The following is an 11,939-nucleotide window of genomic DNA, read 5'->3' as shown; positions in this document are numbered from 1 at the left end:
CGGCAGTCTGCGCCGGTCGGGCCTGTGCCGCACCACGGTTTGCCCGGTCGGACGGCCCCGGGGGTCATAGCCTGGGTCCGGGGCGCCCGCACGGGCGCCGCGACCGGGAGGACCGACGTGGCAGCGAACGAGGCGGACCGGGCGGCGACGCGCCGACGCCGGCAACTGTGGGCCGGGGTCCTCGCGCTCGCCGGCCTGGTCCTGCTGATCATCGGCCTCACCGTGGCCGACGGCGTCGCGGCCTGGGTCGAGGTGCTCGTCGCGATCCTGCTGCTGGTGGCCAGTTACGCCGTGCAGTACCTGGCCCGACGGGAGACCGTCTACCGACACGACGACCGACGCTGACGCGGACGGCGGCCGGGTGTACCCCTGATCGTCGGACGGCTGTGCCAGGCTGTCGGGCGTGGCACACCGATCCCCGATCCTGCTGATCGACGCACCCAGCCTCTACTTCCGGGCCTACTTCGGCATCCCGGAATCCGCCGCCCGGGCCGAGGACGGCACCCCGGTCAACGCGGTGCGCGGCTTCCTCGACATGCTCGCCACCCTGATCCGCGGGCGCGGCGCGGACCGGATGGTCTGCGCCCTCGACTACGACTGGCGTCCGGCGTGGCGCGTCGACCTGCTGCCGTCGTACAAGGCGCACCGGGTGGCTCCGCAGGGCGGCGAGGTCGTGCCGGACACGCTCTCCCCGCAGGTGCCGATGATCCTGGAGGTGTTGGCCGCGGTCGGCATCACCTCCGTCGGCGCGACCGGCTACGAGGCCGACGACGTGCTCGGCACCCTCTCGGTCACCCAGCCGGGCCCGGTGGAGGTGGTCTCCGGCGACCGGGACCTGTTCCAGCTCGTCGACGACGCCCGGCCGGTCCGGTTGCTCTACGTCGGGCGCGGTGTGGCCAAGCTCGACGACTGCGACGACGCGGCCGTGCGGGTCCGTTACGGGGTGCCGGCCGACCGGTACGCCGACTTCGCCGCGCTGCGCGGCGACCCCAGCGACGGGCTGCCCGGGGTGCCGGGCGTCGGCGAGAAGACCGCCGCGCGGCTCATCGAGCGGTACGGCAGCATCGCCGGCATCCTGGCCGCCCTGGACGACTCGGACTCGGCCTTCGCACCGGGCCTGCGGGCCAAGCTGGCCGCCGCCCGCGACTACCTGGCCGTCGCGCCGACAGTGGTCCGCGTCGCGCTGGACGTGCCGCTGCCGGAGCTGCCCACCGCGCTGCCGACCACCCCCGCCGACCCGGACCGGCTACTCGAGCTGGCCGGCACGTGGAATCTGGCCGGTTCGGCCCGCCGGCTGGTGGACGCCCTCGCCGCCCGCGCCGAGGCCTAACGGTCCGGGCTGTGGGCGGGAGCCATGATGCGTAGCGCGTTGGGATCCAGGCCGATCCGGATCGGGGTCTCGCCGTGCAGCTCGCCGTCGACCTCCACGGGCGCGGGTCGGTCGGTCTCCAGCCAGAGCTGGCGGACGGCGAGGAACGGCTCGTCGCCGAGCGTACGACGGTGCCCGGTCGCGGCGTTGCGGGCCGTCTCCCGCAGCAGCTCACGGCGGGGCCGGCCGCCGACCGGATAGGCGACCAGGAGCCGGTCGTCGGCATCCGCGTCCGCGGTGATCGGCCGGCCGGCGTGGAAGCCGCCGTTCGCCACGTACAGCTGGTGGGTGACGAACTCGTGCTCCCGCCCCTCCGCACGCACCACGGCACGCAGCGGACGGTGCCGGGTCAGCAGCGTCAGCGCCGTGGCCGGGTACGCGAGCCGGCCGGTGGCCCGCTTGAGGCGGGGCGGCGTGCGGAGCGCCACGTCGGCGGACAGGCCGACGCCCACGTGGTTGGTGAACCGCATGCCACCCACGAGCCCGAGGTCGACGTCGATCACCTTGCCGTCGGCGAGGACCGCCACGGCCGCGTCGAGGGGGAGCGGGACGCCCACGGTGCGCGCGAAGTTGTTGGTGGTACCCAGTGGCAGCAGACCGAGCGCGATGTCGCGGTGCGCGAGCAGGCGTGCGGCGGTGCTGATCGTGCCGTCGCCACCGCCCGCTATCAGCAGGTCCGGCCCGAGGCCGGCGGCGGCGGCGAGGCTCTGTTCGAGTTCGGCAGGCTGGTCGACCGGGTACGCGGCCAGAAGCTTGAAGCCGGCGGACGTGAGCCGATCCCGAGCGTGCTCATAGAGCCGGCGACCGCGGCGGGAGTGGGTGTTGACCACGAGCGCCGCGCGCCGCTCCCGTCGGATGGCATCGCTCAGCTCCGGCTTCGTCCGCATAGGCCCGGAGCCTATCGTCGGATGGTCATCCGAGATCTGACCTTCGCCACCGAGCGGGGCGGTCGCCGCCGCGCAGGTCGACGTCAGCGGTCCGGCCGGCCGGAGCCCCACTGGTCGAGCTCGTCCCGAACGGCGGCGGCACCGGCCGGCACCACCCGACTCGCGGTGGTGGCCACGGCATCCTGCACCTCGTCCGCCAGCCAGGCCGAGCCACCTCCAGCCGCCCGCAGCTGTCGCAGTCCTGCCCGTGCCAGCACAACGGCGGCGACGAGGTAGCCCCCGGTGAGCCCCGCGGTGGCCAGCCGGCGGGGCAGAAAGGTCTCCAGCAGGCGCAACGCGGTTGCCGAGGCCGCCCCGGCGCCCAGGACGAGACATCCCCCGGCCGTGGCGAGCAGCGCCAGGCCGACTCCGGTCGGCCGTGCCACGGTCATCACCTGGGTGCGCATCTCCCGGACCTCCGCACGCACCACCTCGGCCACATCCGCTGCCAACCGCTCGGTCGGGCTGACCGCTGGTCCGGGTCCTCCGGACCCTTGCGTCGCCGGGTCACTCATCGGTCGCCCCCTCCGCTCGCTGCGGGCGGCCGCTTACCCGCAAACGCCACCGCCATACCCGCCGTCTGCCGTTCGCTGCCCGCCGTCGAGGTGCAGCCGCGCCCCTCCCACCTCCCGGCGCAGGCCACTGGGCTGAACGCTGCGCGGCTCCTGCGGTGCGGCGATGTCTGTCCTGATTTCTCATTTTGTCCGGTGGGCGCAGCACCACTGCCAATGGGCGATGTCTATCTTTCGGGTGGATCGCTGAGTGCTGCCCGCCGTGCCACGATCGTCGGGTCCCACACCGCTCGCGACCGAAGAAGGAATCCATGCGGTTCGAAGTCCTGGGGCCACTGCGAGCCGTCGACACGTCCGGATCAGTGGTGCCGGTCGGCGGGCGTCAACATGAGGTGGTGCTCGCCTGCCTCCTCGCCGCCGGTGGACGGACGGTCGCCGACAGCACGTTGCTGGAAGCCCTGTGGGGTCGCGACCCCAGCGACAACAAGCACGGGGCTCTGCGCGTCCTCGTCCATCATCTGCGTCGTACCGTGGGCCCTGGATCGATCATTCGCGCGACCGGCGGCTACCGGATCAGGCTGGCCGGTCACGAGGTGGATGCCGACGAGTTCGTCGCTCTGGTCGATGCGGCGGCGCGCGACGAGGCGCAGGGGCGGTTCGCCGAGGCGCGCGAATGCCACCGGGCGGCGCTGCGACTGTGGCGGGGAACGGACGCCTACCACGGCGCCGCCGACACCGATCTCGTACGGGCGGCAGCCAACCGCCTGAGCGAGCAGCGTTTGACCGCCTACGAGAGCTGCGTCGACATCGAACTCAGTCTCGGACTGCACCGCGACCTGTGCGCCGAGCTGTCGGCCGTGGCCACCGAGAACGCGCTGCGCGAGCGCCTCCAGGCGCAGCTGATGCTGGCGCTCGTTCGCAGCGACCGTCGCGCCGAGGCGCTGACCGTCTACGAACGGACCAGGCGCATCCTCGCCGACGAACTCGGAGCGGACCCGGGCACGCGCCTGCGGCAGCTGTACACCGCGATCCTGCAGGGCCCCACGCCTGCGGTCGCACCCTCCGTCGCTCCTGCCGCGGTCCGGCCGGCGCAGCTACCCGTCCCACCCAGCAACTTCGTCGGGCGGCACGACGAGCTCGGCGTCCTCGACGCCGAGCACGCGAAATCCCGATCCGGTCAGCGTCCGAGCGGCTCGGTGGTCGTCACAGGGTCCGGTGGCATGGGCAAGACAGCGCTGGTCACGCACTGGGCAGATCAGAACCGACAGAGCTTTCCCGGCGGGCAGCTCTACCTCGATCTCGACAACGACGTTCCCGCGACGGTGGCACTGGCCAGGGCCCTCGTCGATCTCGGCATCGCCCCCGACGACGTGCCTCGGCAGGCGGAGACACGCGCCGCGCAGCTGCGTTCGCTGCTGTCCAGCCGCACGGTGCTGCTGGTCCTGGACAACGTGGGCAGCGCCCGGCAGGCCCGGCCGTTCTTTCCCGGCGCCGGCGACAGCATGCTGGTCATCATCAGCCGGAACCGGCTGGACGGGCTCGTCGCCCGCGAAGGGACTCACCTCCTGGTGCTCAACCCGCTGCACGTCGAGCCGGCGACCGCTCTGCTCGAAGCGACCGCCGGGATGTCCGGCTCCGCGACCGGCGACATCCGTACGCTGGTGGAGCTGTGCCACGGGATGCCGTTGGCCATCCGGATCGTGGGAGCCCACCTGCGGCTGGGAGCCCGACCGGACGCCCTCGTCGCGGCCCTGCACGATGAGCGCACCCGGCTCGCCCGGCTCACCACCACCGATGGCGATGCGAGCGTGCGGGCCGTCATCGCGGTGTCGTACCGGCGGCTGGCCGCACCGGCACGTCGGCTGTTGCGCCACCTCGGACTGGTGGACACCCATGCCGTTCCGCGCGGCGCCGCAGCCGCAGTGGCCGGCATCTCCTGCGGCGCCGTCCTGACGGACCTGATCGACAGGCTCGCCGCGGCCAATCTCGTCACGGTCGAAGTCGACGGCCGGGTCAGCCTTCATCAGCTGACCCGCATGTTCGCCCGTCAGCAGGGCCAGCTCGAAGACACCTCGACCGATCGCGCGGCCGCCGAACGGGAACTGCTCCGCTGGTACGGGCACGCAACCCGCCAAGCACAGCACCGCATCCGGCCCACGGCAGGCGGAGCTGACGGTGCTGCCGTCCCCGACCCGCGGTATCTCTTCCTGCCGGACCTGACCGAGACGGTCGCAGCTGTGAGCTGGGTCGACACGGAGGCCGACACGATCATCGGGCTGATCGCCCAGCACGTCCGGACCCACCCTGATCTGGCCTGGCCCCTCGCCGTCAACATACGCGGCTGGCTGCAACGCCGGGCGCCCCGCGACACCTGGATCGCCGTGATCGAGCAGGGCATCCGTTCCGCCGTCCTGGCCGGCAGCAGCACCGGCGAGGCCATCCTGCGTGGAAGCCTGGGCGTCGCACACAGCCTTCTGCTGCAACGTACCGAGGCCCGCGCCGCGTACGAGCGCGCCATCGCACTCTTCGGGCACAGCGGCGACCCGGCCGGCAGGGCCGACGTCGAGGCGAGCCTGGGTGCGATGCTGGCTGACAGCGGAGAGCTTGACGAGGCACTCCCCCGCTGCTGCGGGCGCGGGATCTCGCGACCCGGCTGAACGACCCCGATCTCACCTTCAAGGTCGAACTCAACCTTGGCTACCTGCACCGACGCGCCAACCGCCAGCAGGAGGCACTCGACGCCTACACGTCGGCGTTGTCGGCCGCCGAGCGGTCCGGCAACCGGGACTGGCTGTCGGCGAGCGTCCACACCAATCTCGGCCGGCTGCACCTCCTTCAGAACAACCTTGATCAGGCCGGACACCACTACGACACAGCGGTCCGGCTGGCCCGGAGCACCGGCGACCGTATGCGGGAAGCCTGGGCGCTGCACGGATGCTCCGATGTCGCCGCAGCCCGACGGGACCTTCCGGCCGCCGTCGCAGCCCTGCAGGAAGCCGTCACGATCCTCGAACCCCTGGGCGACCGTCGCCTCGACGAGATGCGCGCGCGGCTGTCCGAGTTGCTCTCCGACACCACCGCAGGACAGTCGCCGGCGTAGCGCCTGCGTCGAGATCCTCGGTCGCTGACGCGAGAGCCGGTGACGTCCTCCGCACTTCGGCCAACATCGAGCCAACATCCTGCTGGGAGACTGCGACATCAGTAGCCAACCAAGGCACCTGGGAGGGAGACCGTGGCATCCGTACGAGACAGACGGGGGTGCGCGGCTGCGCTCGGGCCCGGGGTCGCCGGCGCATTCACGCAAGCAATGCACCAGGAGAACGGAGACTGAAGATGCCAGGCGGAACGAGAAGCAGAAGTCCCAGCGCCTGCGTATTCCACGCGGGCTTCCTGCGCCCGCAGACGGACCGCAACTACCAGTGCAGCCGGGCGGGTTCCCAGTACCACCTGCTCAAGGAACTGTGACGCGGAGTTCCCCGCTCGGCTTGTGCGCATCGTCAGGCCCCACCTTCTCCCTGGGTGGGGCCTGATCCTCGGCAGTCGTCCTGCTTCCACGTGCCGTCTTCGCGGGTCAGCCCGTTCGCACCGCGGCAGCCCGGGCGAGGCGACCTTGCTGGTGCTACGCGGCCACGTCCGCCTCGCCACCTCGACCGAGGAGTGGGAGGGCAGGGACGGCGATCACGTCACGATCCCGCCCCAGCGGCACGCCCTGGCCGCGGTCGAGGACTCGGCCGTCCTTGCTGACCGTCGTGAGCCCGCGATAGTCGGCTCTGCCCGATCCGAGAGCTCTTATAGTCAGGCGGTGAAACTGGAACAGGTCCGGCAGGCGTACGCCTCCGTCGCGGAGCTCTACATCGAACTGTTCGGCACGAGCCAGCAGGTGCACGCCGACGACCTCGCCTTCATCGCGCGACATCTGGCGGGCCGACCTGGCACGGTGCTCGACCTCGGCTGCGGGCCTGGCCACATCACCGATTACCTTCGTTCCCTGGGCGTCGACGCAACGGGTGTCGACATGGTCCCCGAGTTCATCGCCCACGCGCGCGCGACCCACCCGAGCGGCAGGTACCAACTCGGGTCGATGGACGACCTGGACATCCCCGACCACTCCGTCACCGGCATCCTGGCCTGGTACTCGTTGATCCACCTACCGCCGCAGCAGTTCGACGGCGTGCTCACCCGGTTCCGGCGAGCCATGGCCCCGTCCGGAACGCTGGTGCTCGGTCTCTTCGTCGGCGACGAGGTCGACGCCTTCGATCACAAGGTCGCGACCGCCTATCGCTGGCCCCTCGACGAGGTCTCCGAGCGACTGACGCGAGCCGGCTTCACGGAAGTCGAGCGCCTGCCGCGGCTCAGCGACGACACTCATCGGCCGCACGCCGCCATCGCGGCGACCGCAGCCGAGGGCTGAGCCGAGGTCGTGGCGTCAGCGCATCTCCTCGATCGCCTGCGCGGCGGCGCGGCGCACGTCGTCGAGCAGGATCTGCATGTCACGCCGGGTGGTGCGGTAGTTGACCACGCATCCGCGCAGCGCGAAGCGGCCGTTGATGGTCGCGTTCGACACGTACGAGCTGCCGGCCTGCTGCAGCGTCACCATGATCCGTTCGTTGAGGCGGTCGAGGTGCTCCTCATCGGCCTGCGAGCGCGAGCCGGCTCGCGCGCCCGGAGGCAGGTAACGGAAGCAGAAGATGGAAAGTTCGACCGGGGCGAGCAGCTCGAAGTCGACACTGTCGGTGACGAGCTCGGCCAGGTGACGGGCGCAGTCGAGGTTGCTCTCGATCGCATCGCTGACAGTCTGCGAACCGGCGTGTGCCAGCGTCATCCAGACCTTGAGCGCCCGGAATCGCCGGGACAGGTCGGGGCCGTAGTCCCAGAAGGCGAAGGCCTCGGCCGGTTCGGTCTCCATGACCCGGGTGTAGTGGGCGTCCATGCTGAAAGCGGGCCGTGCCGCCTCGGGGTCGCGGTAGATGAGGCAGCCGCAGTCCGCAGGCAGGTAGAGCCACTTGTGCGGGTCGAGGGAGATCGAATCGGCCTCCGACAAGCCGTCGAAGAGCGGCCGGGCCGAGGGGGCGAGCCGCGCGAAGCCGCCGTAGCACGCGTCGACGTGCATCCAGAGCCCGTGCTCCCGTGCGACCACCGCGATGTCGGCCAGCGGATCGACCGCGCCGGTGACGACGGTGCCGGCGTTCGCCACCACACAGAACGGTTCCGCACCGGCGGCCCGGTCCTCCGCGATGGCGCTGACGAGGGCGTCGACGTCCATTCGGAAATGGGCGTCGACCGGAATCTCGCGGACGTTGGTCCGCCCGATACCGAGCAGCGCGGCAGCCTTGTGGATCGAGTGGTGGGTCTCGGTGGAGGCGTAGACGCGCAGCGGCGCCGGGTGGGCGGCCATACCGTGGGTGGCGACCGCGTCGCCGCAGTGGCGGTGTCGGGCGGCGGCGAGCGCGGTGAAGTTGGCCATCGAGCCACCACTCATGAAAAGGCCTCCGGCACCCGGGTCACAGCCGAGGGCCTCCTTGATCCAGTCGATGGCCACGTGCTCCAGCTCGGTCGGAGCCGGTGCCGACCGCCACGCGACCACATTCGCGTTCAGCGTCGACGCGAGGAGGTCGGCCACCGCGGCGACGGCGGAACCCGGCGCCGAGACGTACCCGAAGAAGCGGGGATGCCCGTTGTGCCGGCTGCCGGGCACGACCACCTCTCGGAAGACCCGCAGCAGGTCCGCGAAGTCACGGCCCTCGGCGGGCAGCGGCTCTGTGAGCAGCTCCTTCAACACGGCAGCGGAGGTGCGCGGGCTGATCGGCAGGTCCCGGATCGAGTCATGGTGGGCCGCGATCCACTCGACGGCGCGGCCACCCATGTCCCGGATCTGCTCCGCCGACGGGTCCAGGGCCGAGTCGACGCCGCGCCCGTCGGGTGAGATCGAAGTCATGACCCGGAGGATAGTTTGGATCATGTCCTGGCGTTCGCCCACGCCGCCGCCCCGCTCGTCCCCAGAGCGTGGCCGACGTCTCGACGGCCGCCTCCTGCCTTTGCCAAGCCCTCAGCGGATCACGGAAGCACCGGGGAGCATCAAGGAACGCCGAGCGGTCACACGCTCGGCACCGAGCGGCGCGCGTCGCGCAGACCGCGGACTGACGGAGACAGGGAAGGCGGCAATGACCGAGGACGACACTCGCCCGCGGAAGCGCGTCGAGAGCCTGGACGACCTGGTTACGTGGCTTCGGTGGATAGCCGACGATGTCGCCCGCGATCCAGACGCCGTCGAGAACATGACCACCGACCGCTACCTGGAGGCATGCGCGGCGTATCTACAGGATCGAAGCCGTCTCCAGAAGCGCGCCGGCCACCCTCTCCCGGCACAACCGACCTGGCAACTGTTCGCGGACGCCCTGCACGCCGGATGCTTCTACGAGTAAGGGCTACGCCTGCACCGCGCCATGAGTTTGGATGAGCGCGTGATGCGCACGACGGGGAGCAACTAGCCGACGAGATCTGGTTGGCACTGACCCCCGCGTTCCGCATCGCCGCCGTCGCCCTAGACGGGATGAATGGCCCAGCAGCAGCGTCCGGCACTCGGGGCCTGCTCCCGGCCCGTTGCCGATGCGACTGAGGCTCAGGCGAAGTCGGGATGGTCGAGGTCGACCGTCACCGAGTTGCCCAGGTTGTTGGTGAACCTGGCCAGTGAGCCACGCGCCTCCGCTTTCTCGAAGGGGTTGGAGTCGGTCAGCACCACGATCCACATCAGATTGCGGTCCTTGTCCAGCCGGGCGAGGAAGCCGTCAGAGCCGTGGGCTCCGTCACCGCCGCACAGGTAACCGGAACCGTTCGCTAGGAGAACATCCGCGCCGCGAAGGATGTCGACGTGGGTTAGGTTGTCGGGCTCCTCCTCGAACATGGCGTCCAGGTCGAGCGGCGGGCAGAGCTCGAACCCGTCCAGCCGCGCCCGCCGCTCAGTTCAACCGCGCGTGCAGAGCCGTCCGCCCGGTAGAGGCCGTCCCACCCGGGCGCGAGACCCTCGGCCCCACAGTTGAACAATCTTGGTGGTCACCCTCGCCGCCCCTGTCTTCAACTCGGCTGCTCGAAGCAGCCCTGCCACTGCGGGCAGCCATTCTCGTCGCGGTCGCGCATGCTCGGCGTCCGTCTCTCTTCGGCGCACACCTTGCGGCATGAGCGGATGTTCGATCTTGTGGCTCCAACGAGAACTTCGTCCCTGAACTGTCGGATTTCCCGCAGTAGCGCTCTGAACGCCTGTCGCCTTGCCTGAATTAGACGATGAACCGGCAACGCGTGCGCGTAAATGAACAGACGGTAGCTTCCGAGCAAGGGCTCCTGGTCCTGGCCGGCCGCCGGGCGGGCTTGCCCTTGACGGAGGCTCTTACGACCTTCCGAGAGCTTGTTTCGGCCGATATGGAATGGGCGGATTCGCGAAAGACACGCTTCCGTCGTCGCTCCACATGGTCCAAAGGGCTCTCGCTGGGGCTAACCGCCTTATCGACTGTCGTCCTAGGAATCCCGCAGATCCCGTTCAACGCAACGATCGCGTTGCCGATGGTCGCAGTGGTAACACTGCTGGGATCACTCGAATTGTTCCACAACTGGCGATCGCGGTGGATTCTGATGGAAGAGACGCGCTACCGCCTCAACCGCTTGCGTGACGAGATCGACTATCTCCTCGTAACTAATCCGTCGGACCAGGTCACCCGTGAGCGCCTAGATCGATTCTTTCTTGATCAGCAACAGATTTGGGCGGACGTTAGTCGGCAGTGGGTCGAATTTAGACGGCAGGGCGACGCCCAACAGCCCGGCAGCGCTATTTCCCGAGCAGGAGCCGAATAGCCCTTGCGTCGTCGCGGATGGACGCGGCCGATTGTGACCGGACCCGGCCGACGGTCCTGCCAAATCGCAGCGTCCAGCCCTGCCCGTTGGAACCGCTGGGCGACGGTTGTCCTGAGGTTGTCGCGCTGCGAGGACCTCGTTGCAGCCGGGCCGCCATCCGCTCAGTCGATCGATCGGTGCCTGCGCGAGTCACTACAGCGAAGGTACGCCGAACAGCACCAGGTAGCCGAGGGCACCCAGAACCGTCCCCAGGCAGTAAGAGACGTAGTGGGTCCGCGAGGTACGCATGAAGGTAATGATAGAGAAAGCGGCCGATACAACAAGTTCCACGATCGGTATCGTCGTTGATACAGAAAGGAGTTGCAGCGTAACGCCCGCAATTATCAGCATTGCCAGAAACGACGCCCAGGATGGAATAGCCATGATGCCTGACTTTGGATCTCGCTCCGACCCCTGCGTGGTCTTCACGAGGAATGTAAGGGCCATTAGCGGAAGCAAGACGCCCGCGAAGCTCCGAACGCCGTCCCCCACGCCCTCTGCGAACCCTCGCGTTACGAACCAGATCATGAGGATGAGTAGGAGACCAGGAGCTGCAACCTGCGCGAAAGGATAGAGGGCCCCCTCGATAAAGCGACTGCCCCAGTTGCTCTCTTCATGCTGAACGCTGCGTGTGCTCATCGCTCCTCCACTGGCGTCGCCTTAATAGATGCGCTGCACTTTGGATCACTCGCATGGTCCCATGCAAATAGCGGCGGCCGGGATCACGTGTTCCGGCTCAGTGCTACGTCAATTTGGTGAGGCGCCTGAATGATCGTACGGCACATGTCAGACGATCGGCCTACTCCGATAGGTGGCGCAGTGAGTGATTCGAACGCACTGTCACCGACAGATGCGAATGCCTGATCATGTGGCTCCGGCGAGCTGCACCCTCCTGATCGTCGGTCCCGGTGCCGAGGTCGCCCTCGGCCGCCTTGGCGTAGCCGTCGAGCCAGGTGGTCATCGAATAGATGAGCTTTGCCGTGCCTCTCCTCCGGGTACGAGCGCGTCAGTCTGCCAGCAGTCCTGCAGGCTGTGACCGCATCTCGGTTTGCCCGTTCCGCTCCACCGACCCGCGCCCTGTCCACGCGCACGCTCAACAACATCGCCGGCCTGACCGGCACGTATCGCCGAGCCGTGGGCGCCGGCGTCCTGCCCGCGACCAACTTTTCGGCCGGTCCGGTCGTTCACCTCGTACTATCCGGCTGTGACATCTGCGCTCGGAAACCTGTCTCCGCAGCAGCGGGCACTGGT

Annotated in this window: 12 protein-coding genes; 7 read left to right on the top strand and 5 right to left on the bottom strand. The window is 69.3% G+C overall.

The window, feature by feature from the left end:
* The first annotated feature begins 117 nt into the window (after positions 1 to 117).
* Both EAD89_RS06745 and EAD89_RS06740 read left to right on the top strand, forming a co-directional pair.
* The gene (locus EAD89_RS06745; RefSeq protein WP_121657323.1) at positions 118 to 345 is read left to right on the top strand and encodes a hypothetical protein; all 228 of its coding nucleotides are present in this window, start codon (positions 118 to 120) and stop codon (positions 343 to 345) included.
* Positions 346 to 403: 58 nt separating this feature from the next.
* Complete coding sequence (locus EAD89_RS06740) at positions 404 to 1,330, top strand: 5'-3' exonuclease (protein WP_121675118.1); 927 nt, start codon at positions 404 to 406, stop codon at positions 1,328 to 1,330.
* Here EAD89_RS06740 and EAD89_RS06735 read toward each other — a convergent pair.
* Both EAD89_RS06735 and EAD89_RS06730 read right to left on the bottom strand, forming a co-directional pair.
* Positions 1,327 to 2,256 carry a diacylglycerol kinase family protein gene (locus EAD89_RS06735; protein WP_121675117.1) on the bottom strand — a complete coding sequence of 310 codons (930 nt, stop codon included), beginning with the start codon at positions 2,254 to 2,256 and terminating at the stop codon, positions 1,327 to 1,329. The two genes, EAD89_RS06740 and EAD89_RS06735, sit on opposite strands and share 4 nt — an antisense overlap.
* 83 nt (positions 2,257 to 2,339) lie before the next feature.
* Positions 2,340 to 2,810 carry a phage holin family protein gene (locus EAD89_RS06730; RefSeq protein WP_121675116.1) on the bottom strand — a complete coding sequence of 157 codons (471 nt, stop codon included), beginning with the start codon at positions 2,808 to 2,810 and terminating at the stop codon, positions 2,340 to 2,342.
* Positions 2,811 to 2,995: 185 nt separating this feature from the next.
* Between EAD89_RS06730 and EAD89_RS06725 the strand changes: the two genes are divergently transcribed.
* The 3 genes from EAD89_RS06725 to EAD89_RS06715 all read left to right on the top strand — a co-directional run bounded on the left by EAD89_RS06725 (position 2,996) and on the right by EAD89_RS06715 (position 7,218).
* Complete coding sequence (locus EAD89_RS06725; RefSeq protein WP_147458768.1) at positions 2,996 to 5,464, top strand: BTAD domain-containing putative transcriptional regulator; 2,469 nt, start codon at positions 2,996 to 2,998, stop codon at positions 5,462 to 5,464.
* Positions 5,431 to 5,907 (top strand): tetratricopeptide repeat protein, encoded by a 477-nt coding sequence (locus EAD89_RS06720; RefSeq protein ID WP_121675114.1) that lies wholly within the window; start codon positions 5,431 to 5,433, stop codon positions 5,905 to 5,907. The genes EAD89_RS06725 and EAD89_RS06720 overlap by 34 nt, the downstream gene beginning before the upstream one ends.
* Before the next feature lie 702 nt (positions 5,908 to 6,609).
* Positions 6,610 to 7,218 carry a trans-aconitate 2-methyltransferase gene (locus EAD89_RS06715; protein WP_121675135.1) on the top strand — a complete coding sequence of 203 codons (609 nt, stop codon included), beginning with the start codon at positions 6,610 to 6,612 and terminating at the stop codon, positions 7,216 to 7,218.
* A gap of 15 nt (positions 7,219 to 7,233) precedes the next feature.
* Here EAD89_RS06715 and EAD89_RS06710 read toward each other — a convergent pair whose 3' ends face one another.
* On the bottom strand, positions 7,234 to 8,742 hold the full coding sequence (locus tag EAD89_RS06710; protein WP_158610721.1) for an aminotransferase class I/II-fold pyridoxal phosphate-dependent enzyme: 1,509 nt from the start codon (positions 8,740 to 8,742) through the stop codon (positions 7,234 to 7,236).
* Between the two features lie 226 nt (positions 8,743 to 8,968).
* On the opposite strand from EAD89_RS06710, the gene EAD89_RS06705 reads away from it, so the two are divergent.
* A complete protein-coding gene (locus EAD89_RS06705; protein WP_121675112.1) occupies positions 8,969 to 9,229 on the top strand; it encodes a hypothetical protein in 261 nt (86 codons plus the stop codon).
* A 197-nt stretch (positions 9,230 to 9,426) separates the two neighbouring features.
* Here EAD89_RS06705 and EAD89_RS06700 read toward each other — a convergent pair whose 3' ends face one another.
* A complete protein-coding gene (locus EAD89_RS06700; RefSeq protein ID WP_121675111.1) occupies positions 9,427 to 9,708 on the bottom strand; it encodes a hypothetical protein in 282 nt (93 codons plus the stop codon).
* Between the two features lie 377 nt (positions 9,709 to 10,085).
* Between EAD89_RS06700 and EAD89_RS06695 the strand changes: the two genes are divergently transcribed.
* Positions 10,086 to 10,649, top strand: coding sequence for an SLATT domain-containing protein (locus EAD89_RS06695; RefSeq protein WP_121675110.1), 564 nt, complete (start codon positions 10,086 to 10,088; stop codon positions 10,647 to 10,649).
* Positions 10,650 to 10,841: 192 nt separating this feature from the next.
* Here EAD89_RS06695 and EAD89_RS06690 read toward each other — a convergent pair whose 3' ends face one another.
* A complete protein-coding gene (locus tag EAD89_RS06690) occupies positions 10,842 to 11,327 on the bottom strand; it encodes a hypothetical protein (RefSeq protein WP_121675109.1) in 486 nt (161 codons plus the stop codon).
* Positions 11,328 to 11,939: the final 612 nt, after the last annotated feature.

Source organism: Micromonospora sp. BL4 (genome assembly GCF_003667505.1).
Classification (GTDB): domain Bacteria; phylum Actinomycetota; class Actinomycetes; order Mycobacteriales; family Micromonosporaceae; genus Micromonospora.
This window is presented reverse-complemented; position numbering and strand designations above follow the sequence as displayed.